General features: G+C 31.9%; 16 protein-coding genes. 8 read left to right on the plus strand and 8 right to left on the minus strand.

Features of this window, described 5'->3' with window-relative positions; all coding sequences use genetic code 11:
* Positions 1–54 precede the first annotated feature (54 nt).
* Together GM3708_RS00895 and GM3708_RS00900 are read left to right on the plus strand one after the other, a co-directional pair.
* Positions 55–1392, plus strand: coding sequence for a TRAP transporter large permease subunit (locus GM3708_RS00895; protein WP_066343203.1), 1338 nt, complete (start codon positions 55–57; stop codon positions 1390–1392).
* Between the two features lie 131 nt (positions 1393–1523).
* A complete protein-coding gene (locus tag GM3708_RS00900; protein ID WP_066343204.1) occupies positions 1524–2237 on the plus strand; it encodes an energy-coupling factor ABC transporter ATP-binding protein in 714 nt (237 codons plus the stop codon).
* A gap of 6 nt (positions 2238–2243) precedes the next feature.
* Here the strand turns inward: GM3708_RS00900 and GM3708_RS00905 are convergent, their stop codons facing one another.
* Together GM3708_RS00905 and pipX are read right to left on the minus strand one after the other, a co-directional pair.
* The gene (locus GM3708_RS00905; RefSeq protein ID WP_066343206.1) at positions 2244–2930 is read right to left on the minus strand and encodes a YggS family pyridoxal phosphate-dependent enzyme; all 687 of its coding nucleotides are present in this window, start codon (positions 2928–2930) and stop codon (positions 2244–2246) included.
* Positions 2927–3196 (minus strand): transcriptional coactivator PipX, encoded by a 270-nt coding sequence (pipX, locus tag GM3708_RS00910; protein ID WP_066343207.1) that lies wholly within the window; start codon positions 3194–3196, stop codon positions 2927–2929. The genes GM3708_RS00905 and pipX overlap by 4 nt, the downstream gene beginning before the upstream one ends.
* A gap of 192 nt (positions 3197–3388) precedes the next feature.
* Here pipX and GM3708_RS19570 point away from each other — a divergent pair, with 192 nt between their 5' ends.
* Positions 3389–3523, plus strand: coding sequence for a hypothetical protein (locus GM3708_RS19570; RefSeq protein WP_255358410.1), 135 nt, complete (start codon positions 3389–3391; stop codon positions 3521–3523).
* 40 nt (positions 3524–3563) lie between these two features.
* Entirely contained in the window at positions 3564–4010 is a 447-nt protein-coding gene (aroQ, locus tag GM3708_RS00915; protein WP_066343210.1) for a type II 3-dehydroquinate dehydratase, read from the plus strand.
* 76 nt (positions 4011–4086) lie between these two features.
* Here aroQ and GM3708_RS00920 read toward each other — a convergent pair whose 3' ends face one another.
* The 3 genes from GM3708_RS00920 to pap all read right to left on the minus strand — a co-directional run bounded on the left by GM3708_RS00920 (position 4087) and on the right by pap (position 6550).
* Complete coding sequence (locus GM3708_RS00920) at positions 4087–4680, minus strand: hypothetical protein (RefSeq protein ID WP_066343212.1); 594 nt, start codon at positions 4678–4680, stop codon at positions 4087–4089.
* 70 nt (positions 4681–4750) lie between these two features.
* Positions 4751–4966: a sulfur carrier protein ThiS gene (gene thiS, locus GM3708_RS00925; protein ID WP_066343214.1), complete on the minus strand. Its 216-nt coding sequence runs from the start codon at positions 4964–4966 to the stop codon at positions 4751–4753.
* 84 nt (positions 4967–5050) lie between these two features.
* Positions 5051–6550: a polyphosphate:AMP phosphotransferase gene (gene pap / locus GM3708_RS00930; RefSeq protein WP_066343216.1), complete on the minus strand. Its 1500-nt coding sequence runs from the start codon at positions 6548–6550 to the stop codon at positions 5051–5053.
* Between the two features lie 173 nt (positions 6551–6723).
* Between pap and lnt the strand changes: the two genes are divergently transcribed.
* The 3 genes from lnt (at position 6724) to GM3708_RS00945 (ending at position 10886) form a co-directional block, all read left to right on the plus strand.
* Positions 6724–8292: an apolipoprotein N-acyltransferase gene (gene lnt / locus GM3708_RS00935; RefSeq protein WP_071827551.1), complete on the plus strand. Its 1569-nt coding sequence runs from the start codon at positions 6724–6726 to the stop codon at positions 8290–8292.
* Between the two features lie 134 nt (positions 8293–8426).
* Entirely contained in the window at positions 8427–10220 is a 1794-nt protein-coding gene (locus GM3708_RS00940; protein WP_066343220.1) for an iron uptake porin, read from the plus strand.
* A 345-nt stretch (positions 10221–10565) separates the two neighbouring features.
* Positions 10566–10886 (plus strand): DUF3155 domain-containing protein, encoded by a 321-nt coding sequence (locus GM3708_RS00945; protein ID WP_066349289.1) that lies wholly within the window; start codon positions 10566–10568, stop codon positions 10884–10886.
* A 256-nt stretch (positions 10887–11142) separates the two neighbouring features.
* Here the strand turns inward: GM3708_RS00945 and GM3708_RS00950 are convergent, their stop codons facing one another.
* Positions 11143–11670 (minus strand): SH3 domain-containing protein, encoded by a 528-nt coding sequence (locus GM3708_RS00950; protein WP_066343223.1) that lies wholly within the window; start codon positions 11668–11670, stop codon positions 11143–11145.
* 300 nt (positions 11671–11970) lie between these two features.
* Here GM3708_RS00950 and GM3708_RS00955 point away from each other — a divergent pair, with 300 nt between their 5' ends.
* Complete coding sequence (locus GM3708_RS00955; protein ID WP_066343224.1) at positions 11971–13224, plus strand: folylpolyglutamate synthase/dihydrofolate synthase family protein; 1254 nt, start codon at positions 11971–11973, stop codon at positions 13222–13224.
* Here the strand turns inward: GM3708_RS00955 and GM3708_RS00960 are convergent.
* Positions 13221–14084 carry an aldose epimerase gene (locus tag GM3708_RS00960; protein ID WP_066343226.1) on the minus strand — a complete coding sequence of 288 codons (864 nt, stop codon included), beginning with the start codon at positions 14082–14084 and terminating at the stop codon, positions 13221–13223. The two genes, GM3708_RS00955 and GM3708_RS00960, sit on opposite strands and share 4 nt — an antisense overlap.
* 248 nt (positions 14085–14332) lie before the next feature.
* The gene (gene pbpC / locus GM3708_RS00965; protein ID WP_066343228.1) at positions 14333–16708 is read right to left on the minus strand and encodes a penicillin-binding protein 1C; all 2376 of its coding nucleotides are present in this window, start codon (positions 16706–16708) and stop codon (positions 14333–14335) included.
* Positions 16709–16805: the final 97 nt, after the last annotated feature.

The following is a 16805-nucleotide window of genomic DNA, read 5'->3' on the forward strand; positions in this document are numbered from 1 at the left end:
GAGGAATTGTGAAATATCATCCTCTTATTATCCATTATTCATTATTCATTGATTATGTATGATTGGTTAGGCTTATTAATGTTTGCAGGAGCGTTACTATTTTTATCATTAGGTTATCCTGTTGCTTTTTCCTTGGGGGGAGTCGCATTAATTTTCGCTTTAATAGGTTCAATTTTAGGGATTTTTGACCCTATTTTTTTTAGTGCTATGCCCTCCCGAATTTTTGGGATTATGTCTAACTATACCCTTTTAGCTATTCCTTATTTTATCTTTTTGGGGTCAATGTTAGAAATTACGGGTATCGCCGAGAAATTATTGGAAACGATAGGTATTTTATTCGGCAGAATCAGAGGTGGATTAGCTTTAGCCGTGGTTGTAGTTGGAGCATTATTAGCGGCAACGACAGGAGTGGTGGCGGCAACGGTGGTGGCAATGGGGTTAATTTCTTTACCCATTATGCTTCGTTATGGTTATAACAAGGAATTAGCTACGGGAGTAATTGCCGCTAGTGGCACATTGGGGCAAATTATTCCTCCTAGCGTAGTTTTAGTAGTTTTAGCTGATCAATTAGGAGCCCCTGTTGGAAGTTTATTTATCGGCTCACTTATCCCCGGATTATTGATGGCAGGAGCTTTTGCTCTTCATGTTTTGATTGTAGCATGGATTCGTCCTGATACAGCACCAGCTTTACCTCCCGAAGTTAGAAATATTGGTGGTAAAGCTTTATGGGTAAGGGTTTATCAGGCTATGATTCCTCCTATTTTGTTAATTATTTTAGTTTTGGGAAGTATCTTTTTTGGTGTTGCCACCCCCACCGAAGCAGGTGCAATTGGCTCATTAGGAGCAATGATTTTGGCTTATTTTAATCAAAATTTAACTTGGAATGCTTTAAAAAAAGCCTGTGATTCCACCATGAGAATTTCTTCCATGGTGATCTTTATCTTACTAGGTTCAACGGCTTTTAGTTTAGTTTTTCGTGGTATTGGTGGCGATCATTTTATGGAACAATTATTGGTTAATTTACCCGGTGGAAAATGGGGCTTTTTAGCTATTAATATGTTAGTCATTTTCATCTTGGGATTTTTTATTGACTTCTTTGAAATTGCTTTTATTGTAATTCCTATTTTTGCTCCAGCCGCTAAAGCTTTAGGCATTGATTTACTTTGGTATGGAGTTATTTTAGGCACTAATTTACAAACTTCATTTTTAACGCCTCCTTTTGGCTTTGCATTGTTTTATTTACGAGGAGTTGCACCGCCTGAAATTAAAACTATTGATATTTATAAAGGAGTAATTCCATTTATTTTATTACAATTATTTGTGTTATTATTAATTATAACTTTTCCACCTTTAGTAACTTTTTTACCATCTTTAAATCAAGGAATTAATTAAAGTTTACTGAAAAAGTATTTTATTTTAATAAGTTAACTATCAGCAGTTGGCTATCATCTTAAATTACTGAACATTAAGAAGATTTTTAGCTTATTATTATTATGATTAATTCTATAAAATATTAAAAATGAATGAAAGCAATTGATATTAATAATTTGTATTTTCAATACAATAACTATAATTTATTTGATAACTTATCTTTAACTATTGAACCTCAAACAAAAGTAGGCTTAATTGGGGCGAATGGTGGTGGTAAAACTACTCTTTTTTTATCCATCTGTGGGATTTTAACACCCAAACTAGGAGAAATTAAGTTATTTGATAAAGTAGTAAAGCCTAACAATTTTTATCCTGAAATTGGCTTAGTATTTCAAAATCCTGATGATCAATTATTTTGTCCTAGAGTGAAAGATGATATTATTTTTGGAGCTGAAAATTTAGGCTTATCTTCCGACGAAATTGATTTAAGAATGGCAGAAGTTTTTAAAACAACTGGAGTTGAACATCTACAAAATCGAATCCCTCATCAATTATCAGGAGGGGAAAAATGTATGGTAGCGATTGCATCAGTTTTAATCATGAATCCGAAAATTATTCTTTATGATGAACCTAGTGCTAATTTAGATTTAAAAGCAAGAAGAAGACTAATTAATTTTTTACGATCTTCCTCTCAAACTATTATAATTTCTTCCCATGATTTAGAGTTAATTTTAGAAGTTTGTGAGCGAGTAATTGTTTTAAACCAAGGCAAAATAGTCGCCGATGGTAATCCTATAGATGTGATGAGTAATGCTGATTTAATGTTAGAAAATAATTTAGAAATTCCACCTTCTTTAAAGAATTGAAAATTATTATTTGCGATCTCCAAAAATAATAGTACCTAAACGAATCATCGTTGCACCAGCTTCAATAGCTAAAGAATAATCTCCAGACATTCCCATAGATAATTGATCAAAATCTGGTGGAAAATATTGATTTTTCCGTAAATTTGAAGCGACATTTGCTACTCCTTGAAAAGCTGATAAAATCTCCTCTGAAGATAAACCCGTAGGCAAAATAGTCATTAAACCACGAAAATGTAGATTTTTTAAGTTTAGTAACTCAGACAGATCTTGATAAAATTCATCGACACTCCATCCATATTTATTTTCGTCGGGTAAAAATTTAATTTGTAAACAAACTTGGGGTAATTTACCAATAACCCCATTTTCTAATGCTTGTTGAGCATGAAAATCCAATTTTTGAGCAAGTTTTAAACTATCAACAGAGTGAATCCACTCAAAAGATTCTACTGCTTTTTTCGCTTTATTTGTTTGCAAATGACCAATAAAATGCCAACAAATATCTCTACAATGTTTTAATTTTTCTTGTTTATCAATAGCCTCTTGTAGTTTGTTTTCTGCAAAATTCTTCACCCCAGCTTCATAAACTGTCTGTATAACTTCTACCGAAACGGTTTTTGTCACTGCAATTAAACAGACATTAGAAGGAATTGTCTCTTGAATTTGGCGTAAATTGTTAATGATAGGATTACTCATTGAAAAGTATGTTGATAAAGTTCATTGACTTGTTTATAAATATCCCATTCCCCGTTACCTCTAAGACGACGTAATTTTGCTTCTACTAAGATACGTGCCTCTGTACGACTTAAAGGCTCAAAAATGGTCTCTGTAGCTTGAATGACGACTTTAAAAAAAAGACGTTGAGCATATAATGTTGTAAATAACTCCTCATTTTTTTCGATAATGCACAAACGATAGAGAAGACCAAAATTTGGGTGATTGATATATATTTCTGTACTCATTAAACTTAGGAATAATGCTAATATTTAGGCTTTAGCATAGATGATATTTGATTGTATCGCTTATTATGCAATAATTCTATCTTTTAACCATAATTACTCCTATTTCTTACAAAAATTAACGGTTGCATTTAAGAAAAGTAAAGGTTATGATGGTTTTAGAGATAAAAAGTTTTATAGGAGTCTTCTTTATTAATGGATCAGATAGAGAAAGTGATTGAAAAACTAAAAGAGTGGACTCAAAGATTAATTGAGGCTTTACTAGGACCACAATCAGAACCTGAACCCGAATTAATTCCTATTCCTGTAAGGGATCGTGGTCAATATTAAGTTATAATTTAACCTTAATTTTTATAGAAAATCTTAATCCTTGTTAAAATTTAGTATTCTAGTATTAAACGGACCCAATTTGAATCTTTTAGGTAAAAGAGAACCCACTATATATGGAAATCTGACCCTTGAGAATATTAACACAATCTTAGAGCAAGAAGCTAATAACTTAAATGTTGTGCTATCTTGCTTTCAATCTAATCATGAAGGTGTGTTAGTTGATCATATCCACGAAGCATTAAATAATTATCAAGGAATTCTCATTAATGCTGGTGCTTACACTCATACAAGTATAGCCATCCGAGATGCTTTAGTCGGAGTAGCTATTCCTGCGGTAGAAGTACATTTGAGTAATATTTATAAGCGAGAAGGTTTTCGACACAATTCATACATAGCACCGATAGCCATTGGACAAATTAGTGGTTTTGGTGCTGAAAGTTATCGTCTAGGTTTACGGGCATTAGTTAATTATTTGCAATCTTCATAATTAGAATACACACTTAGAATATTATTAGAATTTTAATGTTTTTAATAATTATAAATTTTAATTATTTAAGAGCTTATTATTCCGATAACTTTAGTAATTCTGTTAAGGTTTCTGGAGATACATTAAGTTTCGGGTTATGTTTAACACTTTTCGCTAGTTGTGATAATAAATATAATTGTTGATTAGGGTTTAAGGTAAAAGTTATCTCTACTTTTTTTTCTTTATTTCTGACAAGGATAAGATGATTTTTGCTGTCACTATTACTGACTATTTCTACCTCTCCTAGTGAAAAAGTTTGATAGACAATCTTTGCAACACTAAAACGAATAAGAGTATTTGATTGAGATTGTAAATAAATGTCTAATTCTTGATTATTGATGTCCAATTCTAGTTTTTGAGGAGTGTAACCAAATTCTTTTTCATCATTTTGTTTTTTTCCATAAACTGTTATCCCTCTTATTTGGGGTGATTCTAAGATAAATTCTTCATCAAATCTTTGGGATTTCCAATCAATATCATTAAGATTCCCTGTTTCTGGAATTAATCTTTGGGCTATTTTCACTTTTTGTTGCCCTAAATTTGACCACCATTCACTAATAAATTGTAAATTAGTAACATTATAATTATCTACATTTTCGCTATTTTGTTGCCAAATTATTTTACTACTCATTTTTAATACTTTAATTTAATTATCTTTTTTGTTCTATAACTATCTTATTAATTATTAATTTCTAATTATTTTATCCCCCACCGACAATAGTAACAACTTCAAGGCGATCGCCATTCTTAACAATAGTAGTATCCCAATATTGTCGATGAAGAATATCGCCGTTATATTCCAAAGCAATTAAACGAGGATTAAAACCAAGGGAGGGTAATAATAAAGGTAAAGAGAGATCGTTAGCACAAGTGTAAGGCTCACCGTTGACAATAATAGTAATATTATCTTGAATCATAAAAACTATCAAAAATTGAGATGTCAGACTTTAGTCCTAGCATTTTAATATATCAGGCATTCTGAAAATATCGCCATTACTATTTCAATTAAGTTTATTTATTGATGCTAACTTATTTTTAACAGCATTAATGAGAGTATCTAAAATATAAAGCCTTGCATAATATTTATCATTACCCGGCACAATAGTCCAAGGAACTTGACCCGTGCCAGTTCGTGCTATAGTTTGATTAACTGCAACATTATATAAATTCCATTGTTCTCGATTACGCCAATCTTCATCGGTTAATTTATAACTTTTAAAAGGATCATCTTTTCTTGCTTCAAAACGTCTTAATTGTTCTTCAGGACTAATATGTAACCAATATTTAAGAATAATATAATTAGAACTAGCTAATTGTGCCTCATATTCATTAATTTCTCTGTAAGCACGTCTCCACTCCATTTCTGTGGCAAAACCTTCTATTCTTTCCACTAAAACTCTACCATACCAACTACGGTCAAAAATACCAATTTTTCCTGTGGGGGTTAATCGTCGCCAAAAACGCCATAGGTAATGATGTAAATGTTCTTCATCTGTAGGTGCGGCAAAAGCATGGACTTCATAGCTACGAGGATCTAAAATATCAGTAATTCTTTTAATTGCACCACCTTTACCTGCCGCATCCCAACCTTCAAATAATAGGAGAATACCAATATTTTGTTCAAAGATGTCTTTTTGTAACTTTCTGAGTTCTAATTGAGATTGTTTAAGTTTGATTCTATACTCTTCTTTTGGAATAGTAAGACTTAAATCAATTTGCCCTAAATAATCATGCTCAGTAGATAATAAAGCAGTTTGAGGAGGTAAAGAAGGGGTTTGTGGAGTAATTTTACGTTTTGCTAAGGCTTCTCGAATAGTAGAAACTAATTGTGTTAACACCTTAACTTTTGCCCACCGTTGACAATCAGCTTCGACTAACACCCAAGGGGCAAAACCACTACTTGTATAAATAAGCATTTCCTCCGCTAAATCATGATATTGATCATAATTTTTAGCTTGTTGCCAATCTTCTTTTCTGACTCGCCATGATTCAAATTCGTCTTTTTCGTATTCTTTGAGGCGACTTCTTAATTCTTTTTTGCTTAAATGAAGCCAATATTTAGCAATTACTGCTCCATCTTCTACTAAATGTCTTTCAAAAGCATTAATATCACGCATGATAATTGGCACTTCTCCATTAGATAATCGCTCAAATAATCGATCTTCTAATAAGTGAGTGTACCAACTATGATAGAAAATACCAATACTACCTTTAGCAGGTATTTTTTGCCAAAAACGCCACAGAAAAGGATATTTTTTTTCCTCTTCTGAAGGTGCAAAAGTCGGATGTACAATAAAACCACGAGGATCCATATAATTAGTCATTTGCTTGACTAAAGCCCCTTTTCCTGCTGCCGCCCATCCTTCTAAAACAACGATAATTGGTAGTTTTTCTAACCAGCAAATATTTTGTAGCGATCGCAATTCTCGCATTAAGCCTTCTATTTTGGCACGATAAGTTTCTTTATCCAAAGAAATAGTTAAGTCTAAAGTATCTAACATTGTGATTCTGATGAATAATAAATATACATTCAATATATAATTACTATAACCTAAATATTAAAACTCTTAACTTCTCTTAATAATTTTTTTTTATAGTTTATTTTACAAATATTATCTATAAAAAAAGTAATTAATATTTAGCTAAATAATTTATATTAATTTTAACTTATAAAATGTTTATTAATTCACAAAAAATATCTTTTAAATACCTAATTTATGCCTTTATAGGAGGGCTATTAATGGGTTTTACTGTCGCTCCAACTAATTTATGGTTTTTAGGATGGATAGCTTTAATTCCTTTATGGATAGCCTTATATCAGTCAACTGTAACAGCAGTTTTAGCAGGATTATTATGGGGTTTTGGTTATCATGGTTTTGCTTTATTTTGGATTACTGGTATTCATCCGATGACGTGGATGGGGGTTTCTTGGTTTAATAGCTTAATTATCGCTATTTTTTGTTGGTTATTTATTACTTTTTGGGGAGCAATTTTAGTTACGATTTGGTCATATATTTTAAATTTAATTATTAGAAAAAATATATCTAAGAATAAATTATTAAGTCCTAATTTAACAACAATATTTTTAGGAGTAATATTCTGGTGTTTATTAGAAAAAATTTGGAGTTTTACACCTTTATGGTGGACTTCTTTATCTTTTACTCAAAGTCCTTATAATTTAGCTATTTTACAATTATTAAAAATTTCAGGACCAACTACTGTTACAGCATTAATTGTCTTAATTAATGGTTTATTTGCTGAAGATATTTTATTTATAAAAAATAATTATAAAAATTCCTATAAGAATAAATATTCCCTAATTACTAACGGCATAATTTTGTTAACTATTACTCATGGTATGGGTTATTTACATTATCAAAAACCTCTTAATGATCAATCTGAAAATTTAATTAGAATTGGTATTATTCAAGGTAATATTCCCAACGAAATAAAACTTTATGATTCAGGTTTTAAAACCGCCATGATTAACTATACCAAAGGTTATAATTACTTAGCTGAGAAAAAAGTAGATTTGATTATAACTCCCGAAACAGCCCTACCTTTTTTTTATAATGAAATTGTTGATCACAGTCCTATTTTTAAAGCAATAAATCAAGAAAAAATACCTTTACTATTAGGAGCATTTGATCTAAAAAATGAAAGTTATACTAATACTTTATTTAGCATTAATCAACAAGGAAAAGTTATTAGCCAATACGACAAAATTAAATTAGTTCCTTTAGGTGAATATATTCCTCTAAGAAAAATTTTCGGTAATATTATCAATCGACTTTCTCCCCTAGATACTCATTTAATTGCTGGAAAAAAAGATCAAATTTTCCAAACTTCTTTTGGACAAGCTATTGTTGGTATTTGCTATGATTCGGCTTTTTCAGACATTTTTCGTCATCAAGCCTTAAAAGGAGGCAAATTTATTGTCACAGCCTCTAATAATGCTCACTATAGTGATATTATGCCTTTTCAACATCATAGTCAAGATGTTATGCGATCGATTGAAGCAGATAGATGGACTGCAAGAGCAACAAATACAGGATATTCAGCCATCATTGACCCTCATGGTAATACAAAATGGATTTCTAATCTTAATCAATTCCAGACTCATGTAGGTGAAATTTATCGCCGTGATAGGATTAATTTATATATAGCAAAGGGAGATTGGTTAATCATACTAATGATTGTTATAATGAACTGCTATATTTTTATTGTAACATTTGATAAATAATTGAAAATAACACTCATTACACAAAATTAATCGAATATTTGTGATGTAAAACACTAAAAAGGTGGATCAAAGATCAAGTTTTGTGCTAAAAAGATTATGTAAAGAAAAAAAGGTGTGAGGAGCTTTTTAGTCTCATGTTTAAATTAGTCAAGAATTACGCCATCGCAACTCCTGCGATTTTGGCTCTAAGTGTTGTGTCCAATGGTATTATTACAAACTCCGCTAGTGCGAATGAAGTAAATCCTGATACAACATTACAACAGATTACAGAATATAACGATACTCAACCAATGAGTCAAGTTACTTCTGTTTCCCAATTAAGAGATGTTTCTCCTACTGATTGGGCTTTTGAAGCATTAAGAAGCTTAGTTGAGCGTTATGGTTGTATCGTTGGTTATCCTGATCGTACCTTCAGAGGAAACCGTGCATTAAGTCGTTACGAATTCGCCGCCGGTTTAAACGCTTGTATGCAACAAATGGAGCGTTTAATCGCCGCTAGTGAAGCCGTGTTAAAAGAAGATATTGAGAAATTAAAACGCTTAATGGCTGAATTTGAAACTGAATTAGCCGCATTAGGTGCAAGAGTAGATAATTTAGAAGGTAGAGTTGCTTTCTTAGAAGATCATCAATTCTCCACTACTACCAAGTTAAAAGGGGAAGTCATAATGGACTTCGTAGCCCAAACTGGTCCTGATTTCAAATTAACTGATGTTTATAGCACCAGAAATTCAGCCGTTACCGTTAACAGTAGCGGTCGTATAACCAACAGAGGAGATGCTGAACGTAGTGCAAGAGATTCTGATGAACAAGCTACCGTTAGTAATCGTGTTCGTTTAACTTTAGATACGAGCTTCACTGGTAAAGACTTATTAAGAACTCGTTTGGCGGCAGCGAATATTCCTAATTTGGGTGCTGCCTACGGTACAGATATGGCTCGTCTTAACTTTGAGCAAAATACAGAAAATGATGTTATCATAGACCGTGCTTATTATAGAACCCCTCTAGGTAAAAATGCAACTTTCTGGGTCGGTACAGCTTTGCCACCTCAAGATATTTACGACACCGTAAGTCCTTATACTTCCAGTGATGCTACTGGTGCATTAGCTCGTGTTAACCGTTATAACCCCTTTATTTATCGTCAACCCGGTGATACGGGTATTGGTTTTAAATACAAATTTAATAATCAGTTCGATATTACCGCTTCTTATTTAGCTGGTGGTAGTTCAGGAGATGCTGCTAATCCGGCTAGTGGTGGAGGTCTCTTTGATGGAACTTATAGTACTGGTGTTCAGTTAGGCTTTCGTCCTACCAAAAACTTGAACATAGCGGCGGCTTATATGCACTCTTATTTCAATGGAGACAGAGCCGGAGTAGGTGTACCTAGTCGAGCTAACTTAACTGGCAGTACAGGTAGTGATTATACCAGTGCAGTTTCCAGAGGTATATCTTCATTGGATCCTAATGGTGGTGGTTTCCGTGGTTCAAGAGATCCTTTCAGTGGTGCGGCTACGACTTCCGATAACGTCGGTTTACAAGCCAGTTGGAAAGTGGCAGAGAAAGTAAACCTTGCTGGTTGGGTAGGCTGGGCTTTTGCTCAAGGTCAATCTCATGATAGTACTGGTGCTAATCGTAAAGGTGATGGTGCGGACTTATTCACATGGAATGCGAACGTTTCTTTCCTTGATTTGGGTAAAGAAGGTTCTGTGTTAACTGTTGCTGGTGGTCAAGTTCCCCGTGCTGGTAGTGTAGATGGTACTGTTGGTCGTGATCGTGGACAATCTTGGATTGTGGAAGGTCAATATTTATACCCTGTCACCGATAATATTTCTATTACTCCGGGTGTTTATGCAGTATTCGATCCTAACAATACCGATAGTGGACAAAACACCATCGTAGTTGGTCTTCTCCGTACTGTCTTCAAATTCTAAGATAAAAAAAATATTCTGTTAATTCAGAATCAGATAAAAGTGAATCAGGTTCTAAATATAGAAACTTGGTTCATTTTTTGTAGTTTTTAATTTCATATATTAAGAGTTGTTCCACAAGTCAAGCGATGGGCAGTAGGTAATCTTGCAATGGTGATAAAAATTGATAATTTCTAAATAAGAATTGATTTTAAATTTCTTTTTTCCAGATGTCTATTTTATTAAGGTAATCTTAAAAATACTGTCTAAAAATAATCCCGAAAAAGGATTGACTTTTTGATAAAAACGTTATATAATTCCCAAAAATGTAGTAAATATAACATTTAACTTATGAAGGAGGAAGTAAGGTTGGCTAGAAAAAGAAAACGTAAAAGTCGCCGCCGCCTTGAAGGACGTAAAATTCTTGAACTTGTGCCTCATTACTATATCGAAAGTGGAGAAGATAAGCCAGTTACAGCCGCTCGTAAACATATTCGAGCCAATGGTATTACTCCACCAGCATTATTAGTAGTTAAAAGAAATGAACATACTACTGATCGATATTTTTGGGCAGAAAAAGGATTATTTGGTGCTCAGTACGTTGAAGAAAATCATTTTCTTTTCCCTAGTTTAAGAGTAATAAAACCTCAAGTAAAAGTAACGACTCCTGCTTTACTAACAGTTCATTAATATTTTTTAATTGACGGTTTTTGATGAGTAAATAAAAACCATGTATAAGTTGGTTATTACTTTACTTATATATAAGATTTTCAAACTTTTATATTATTATCAAAGGTTGAATATAATTTTATATAATTTCTCTTAACAAATTGCGGAATTTTTGTTTTTTCAATCATTTGTCTAGCTTAAATATTTCATCAATATATTTAAAATATTTTTATTTTATTTATATATTAATCAGGGGTTTTATCCCCTTTTTTTATTTTTAATAACAATTCAAATAATTAGCATTTACCCATCCTGTTTTTCCATTTACTCTACTATTCGGTCCATTAATTACTTTAATATAATACCAAGGAAAATCTCCTTTAATATATTGGACTATGTTATTATTATTCAATCCAGCGATAGATTCTCCATCAGGACTTTTACGCACTGCTAATTGTCCCGTTTTAATGTTAATAACCGAACAATTACCTGAAGAGGAGGAAGATTGAGAAGTGCTTTGAAAGCGAATTTGACTTTCGTGAATATAACCATTTTTACCGCAGACATCCGTGATATACCAACCGTTACTATAACCATAAGTATCAATAGCCGTGACGGTTTTAATACTACAAAGAATTTGACCGTTAGGAGTCGCTCTCACATTAGAAGGAGGGGCGTAAATCACTGCTTGACTATTTTGAGCCGATACACTAGATAATTTGGACTCTAGGGGAATAGTCAAAGAACAAAAAGTAACACTTAATCCTAGTAAAGTTTTTATAGTAGAAGGGAGTTTTTTATTCATAATTTATTAATTGTTGTTAATACACAAAATAGATCTTAGACTAATTCAATGATTGATAGAAATAAAGTATTTTAAAATATAATCATGAGATATTATTTAAAATTTTTATTCACAATTTGATGATACTATGAAAAATTCTTGTTTATAAAGAATAATGTAATATTTATTAATAATTAGTTATTGATAATTGACCATTTTTTAAAGTTGGATGAACAAAATAATTTATAATTATTTAAAATAAAAAAAATTATTTAAGTATTAATCTTAAATAAAGATATTGATATTAATAATTATTACAATATGACAGAAAATATTGATTTATTACTAGAATCTTATCAAAAATTTGGTATAAATCTAGGACTAGAAAGAATAGAAAAATTATTACAATTATTAGATAATCCTCATAAAAAAGTATCAATAATTCATGTAGCTGGAACAAATGGTAAAGGTTCGGTATGTGCTTATTTATCCTCAATTTTTACTCAAGCTGGTTATAAAACAGGACGTTTTACTTCTCCTCATTTGGTAAATTGGAATGAAAGAATTTGCATTAATGAAAAACCCATTGAAGAAGAAAAATTAATTAATATTCTTAAACAAATTCAATCTGTAATTGATTTCACTTCCGAATTTCCTACTCAATTTGAAGTTATTACTGCGGCGGCATGGCTCTATTTTGCTCAATCAGAAGTTGATATTGCGATTATGGAGGTAGGACTAGGAGGAAGATTAGATGCTACAAATGTTTGCGATCGCCCTTTAGCTAGTATAATAACTTCGATTAGTCGTGAACATTGGCAAAGATTAGGGGATACTTTAGGGAAGATTGCCACAGAAAAAGCAGGAGTCATTAAAAAAGAATGTCCTGTAATTGTGGGTAATTTACCTCAAGAAGCAAAGGAAGTAGTCGAAAATAAGATTAAAACTTTAAATTGTCCTCATATTTGGGTAAAACCTGCCCAGAAAATCCCTCACAGTTCCGAAAATTGGGCTAAATATGAAGATATTGAATATCCTTTATCTCTTGGGGGTAATATACAATTACAAAATTCTGCTTTGGCGATCGCCACTTGCAAAATACTACGAAAAAAAGGATGGAATCTAAGCCAAGAAGCGATACAGCAAGGTATGAAAAAAGCTAATTGGAGAGGTAGAATTGAATGGGTGAGATGGGAAGGACAAAAAATTCTTATTGACGGAGCTCATAATGTAGCTTCAGCAAGAGTTTTAAGAGAATATGTAGATACTTTCAATAAAGAAATTATCTGGGTTATAGGGATGCTATCCACAAAAGATCATGAAGGGATTTTTCAGACTTTGTTAAGCTCTAACGATGAACTACACTTAGTACCTGTACCTGATCATAGCACTGCGACAACAGAACATTTATCAGAATTAGCAAAAAAGGTCAATTTTCAGTTAAAAAAAGTTAATCAATATTCAGATTTGTTTATGGCATTAGACACGGTAAAAAAAACAGTTAATAATGATAAACAAATTATTGTTATTTGTGGCTCATTATACTTATTAGGATATTTTTTAAAAATAAATTAAAAAACTTCTATGATTATATTTGCTTTATGAATTTCTTGAGGTTGTAAATATTTTAATTGTTCTCCTGTATTAATACTATTACGAGGTGAACTCCAAGGTTCGAGACAAATATAATCTTTATCCTTTAATGTCCAAAATACTAAGGTAGAAAATAATTCAGTGAAAGTTATATCAACTTTTAAATTACGTTTATAATCAGCAAAAGATGTTTTTTGTTCACTTATTTGAGTAAAAGCAATGTCAATTTCTTCCGTAGAATAGTCTAATTCTCCATTAAATGGATAAGTAATATCTCCATTTTTATTATGATATTCAGTAGCAGGAATTTGCAAGTTTAATTGATTTTTATCATTGCAATAAAAATAAGGATGAAAACCGACAGAAAAAGGCATTTTTTCTTGAGATTTATTTTGATATAATTGCTCGATAATTAACTTTTTTCCTAATAATTTATAAGTAAATTGTAACTCAAATTCAAAGGGATAAACTTTTAATGTTTCTGAATTACTTTTTAAGGATAAAATTATGTTAGCGGAAGAATCAGTAGATTGACTTATTACTTTCCAGGGTAAATCCCTCGCAAAACCATGTTGTTTTAAAATATATTGCTGATCTTGATAGTTAAAGATATTATCAGGTAAGTTACCGCAAATAGGAAATAAAATAGGGATTCCTCCTCTAACACTTAATTGCGGATTTTTAAATCTTTCTTGATCTAAGTATAAAATTTTTTGTCCTTGTATTGTCCAATCTGTAACAATACCTCCCTTTTCAGGAACAATTTCTAAGCGAGAGTTACTATCTAAATCTTTTAAAATATAAGTTAAGTATTCTTCTTGTTTTATGGCAATATTAAACATATAATTATTAAGTAGAGTATGATTAAAAAACTTTTTGATGGATGGTAGTTAGGAGAAATACTTATTAATAAAGATTTTTATTTCAGTATTCTAATTAAATAAGTAAATATTTTGTATAAAATCGGATTAAAAATGTTAGGTTTTTAAATAAAAGCAAACAAAATGTTACACTGTTGTTAATGGAATATTTCTAAATCGTTGATCATAAAAGACTTTTGACTTTTGTAGCAAGTTATAATTATAAATATTTATTTTTTTTCTGATGTTTTAGGTATTGAAAATCCTTTAGGATTAGACCGAGATTTTGTTAATTGTACCTGAAATTTAACTTGATCAACTATTTTATCTTTTCTGATTTCTAATATCCATGAACCTTCTTGTAATTCCCAGAAAAAAGAATTAGAGACATTAGTAGCTATTTTCTGGTTATTTAACCATAATTCTACTGGCTCATTGATTTTTCCTCCTAATTGAAATTCTAATTTTTGTTGGTGATTTTTATCACTATCTAATAAAAAAACATCACCATTCCGAGGAGATAAAATTCTTAAATTAGTGGGCATCAAATCAGAAAGAGGTTGTTTTGCTAACCATTCATTATATTCTGATGGTAAATTGAGATCAGAGGAAGAATTATTATTGTCTGAGGTGGACTGATAAAATATATCAGGCTTATTTTCGTAATCACTCAAATCCTGTGGATAAAAATATTCTTGCACAATAGAAGGACAATAGGGAGTTGGCTTTAAACCTGAAAGAGCACAAATAGGGCGTTTTATCATTCCTACAGGTAAATCAAATGGCTGAGGTGTTTTTTGTTCATGTAAGTGTAATAAAATGCGATTCCAAAGAGGTGCGGCACCCATAACTCCAGAAACTTGACGCATTGGTTGCCCGTCAAAATTTCCCACCCACGTAGCAACAGTATAATCAGATGTAAAACCAATTGTCCAAGTATCTCGAAAATTAGATGAAGTACCCGTTTTGACTGCTGAAGGAAACGGTAAATTGAGAATTGAATTAACTCCAAAAGCTTTAGCACGGGCATGGCGATCGCTTAACATATCTGTAACTAAACTCCAACTAGAAGTATCTTTTGACAATTTAAAGTTGGTAGGTTGTGGTTGATTAGTTATTGTTTGTAAATCTAAATTTTGAGTTCCTTTTTGTGCCATGATACGATAAGCACGGGCTAATTCCCAAAGGGAAACTTCACCACTACCAAGAGTTAAACCTAGTCCATAGTATTCTGGAGATTGATTAAGATGTTCAAAACCTAGTTTTTGTAATCGAGTTAAAAAATTTTCAACGCCTACTTTCTCTAAAACACGCACTGCTGGTACATTTAAGGAATTCGCTAAAGCAACTCTTATCCTTACTGGTCCAGAAAAAGTTTCACTATAATCACTAGGACTATACAATTTTGCCCCCGGAATTGCATAATGAGTAGGAACATCTGCTAAAACAGTGTTACCATGAATTAAACGCTTTTCTAAGGCTAATTGATATAAAAAAGGTTTCAAAGTTGAGCCTGGCTGTCGTAAGGCTTGTACACCGTCATTATTGCCTAATTCATCTACCCCAAAATAATCTGTAGAGCCAACATAGGCTAATATTTCTCCTGTATGATTATCAATTACTAAAGCAGCGGCTTGATGAACATTATGAGATTTAAGACTGCGAATTACTTCTTTTGCTTGGGTTTCTACAAATTTTTGTAAAGGAAGATCAATAGTTGTTTGAATTTGGCTAGGATGATTTACGGGAAGTTGACTCGTTACCCAAAAAAGAAAATGAGGTGCGGCAATAATGCCTTGTTGTCGAGATTGTAGAGGTATTTTTTCTTGATAGGCTTCTCTTGCTTGATTTGTGGTGATATAACCTTCTTTTGTCATCCGTTTAAGTACATATTTTTGTCGGCGTTTTAAATATTCCCAACCGATATAGGGATTAAGATAAGTCGGATTATTGGGAATCGCAGCTAAAATACTTGCTTGAGCAAGGTTTAAATCTTTGGCGGAAATACCAAAATAAATACGAGAAGCGGCTTCTAAACCATATATATTACTTCCCATGGGCAAACGGTTAATATAGGCTTGTAAAATAGCATTTTTATCCATTCCTGCGGTTAATCGCCAAGAAAGCCAGATTTCTTTAAATTTTGCTGGTAAAGTACGGGAAGAAGGTTCGAGCATTCTCGCTAATTGCATAGTAATGGTGGAAGCACCACTAATGACTTTTTTTGATTCTATGGCTTGGTAAATTGAGCGAATAATTGCTTTAAAATCTAATGCACCATGATGATAAAACTCTGCATCTTCTGTCGCTAAAATTGCTTTAATAAATATTGGCGAAACTTGATCAAGGGTAATGACTGAAGTATGATTTTGATCACGGGTTAAAATAGTTCCTAAAGGTAAACCATTGCGATCGCTAAATTCTATAGCTTGTTCATTTTGTTGAATATCCTTTTCTGTAATAGGAGCAAGATAAGGAATTAATCTCACTGTTAATGACAAAAATATTAGTATTAACAATCCTCTCATTTTACCACTACGTCTTTGCCAGAGGAGTAGGTAAATTTGTTGAGTAATTATAATTAGCCCTTGAGGAAGTTTGCTCATTTCAATTTCGACAATTTCTGTCTTACTGTTGCCATAGTTTGCATATTTTTCATTTTAGCAAAACTATTTTCAAGGCTAAATCATAAGAATTGTATCT

Origin of the sequence: Geminocystis sp. NIES-3708 (assembly GCF_001548095.1) — a bacterium.
In the GTDB taxonomy this organism is placed as follows: domain Bacteria; phylum Cyanobacteriota; class Cyanobacteriia; order Cyanobacteriales; family Cyanobacteriaceae; genus Geminocystis.